1 protein-coding gene is annotated in these 1470 nt (G+C 63.3%); it reads left to right on the top strand.

Translation table 11 applies throughout. The annotated features are described in order from the left end of the window. The coding region (locus DYU11_RS32805) for an SdrD B-like domain-containing protein (RefSeq protein WP_310589526.1) at positions 1 to 1470 on the top strand (1470 nt) is incomplete at both ends.

Raw genomic sequence — 1470 nt, 5'->3', positions numbered from 1 at the left:
GTGATCTGGTCTTCGAGGACAGCAACGCCAACGGCCAGCAGGATGCGGGTGAGGTGGGCATCGCCGGGGTAGCCGTGCAGCTCTTGGCTGACGGTGGAGTGACACCGGTGGCCTCGACCACCACCAACGCCAGTGGCGTCTACAGCTTCACGGGCCTGACGCCTGGGGTGAGCTACACAGTCGTGTTTGGTACGCCCACGGGCTATACGGCCACGGTGGCTAACGTAGGTAACGATGCCACCGACAGTGATGCCGATCCGGTGACGGGTCGCAGTGGCAGCTACACGCTGGCGGCCAACGAGAGCAACCTGACGGTGGACGCAGGCTTCTTCCGCCCGGCCTCGCTGGGTGACAAGGTCTTTGTCGATGCCAACCGCGATGGGCTGCAACAGCCCTCGGAGACGGGCCTAGCTTCGGTGACGGTAACGCTGGTGAGCAACGGCACGGCCCTGGCCAGTGTGGTGACGGGCGCTGATGGTGTCTACAGCTTCACGGGCCTGACGCCGGGTGTGCCTTACTCAGTGAGCTTCACGGCTCCTCAGAACTTCACGGCGTCTACGCCCAACGTAGGGGGCGATGACAGCTTAGATAGTGACCCCATCGACGGGGTGGTGACCAACATCACCCTGACCTCGGGTCAGAGTCTGACCACCGTCGATGCGGGCTTTGCTCCGCTGACGGCGAGCCTGGGTGATCTGGTCTTTGAGGACAGCAACGCCAACGGCCAGCAGGATGCGGGTGAGGTGGGTATTGCCGGGGTAGCCGTGCAGCTCTTGGCTGACAGTGGAGTGACACCGGTGGCCTCGACCACCACCAACGCCAGTGGCGTCTACAGCTTCACAGGCTTAACGCCGGGCGTAAGCTACACAGTCGTGTTTGGTACGCCCACGGGCTACACGGCCACGGTGGCTAACGTAGGTAACGATGCTACCGACAGTGACGCCGATCCGGTGACGGGCCGCAGTGGCAGCTACACGCTGGCCGCTAACGAGAGCAACCTGACGGTGGACGCAGGCTTCTTCCGCCCAGCCAGTTTGGGTGACAAGGTCTTCGTCGATGCTAACCGCAACGGCCTGCAGGATGCGGCCGAGACGGGTCTGGCCTCGGTGACGGTGACCTTGGTAAGCAACGGTACGGCCCTGGCCAGTGTGGTGACGGGCGCTGATGGCGTCTACAGCTTCACGGGCCTGACGCCAGGTGTGCCTTACTCGGTGAGCTTCACGGCTCCTGCCAACTTCACGGCCTCTACACCGAACGTAGGTGGCGATGATACCCTAGACAGTGATCCCATCAACGGGGTGGTGAGCAACATCACCCTGACCTCAGGTCAGAGTCTGACCACGGTCGATGCGGGCTTTGCTCCGCTGACGGCGAGCCTGGGTGATCTGGTCTTTGAGGACAGCAACGCCAACGGCCAGCAGGATGCGGGTGAGGCTGGCATCGCCGGGGTAGCCGTGCAGCTCTTGGCTG

The organism is Fibrisoma montanum (assembly GCF_003583365.1).
Classification (GTDB): Bacteria; Bacteroidota; Bacteroidia; order Cytophagales; family Spirosomataceae; genus Fibrisoma; species Fibrisoma montanum.
The sequence above is the reverse complement of the archived record's forward strand: the minus strand, read 5'-3'. Positions and strand labels throughout refer to the sequence as shown.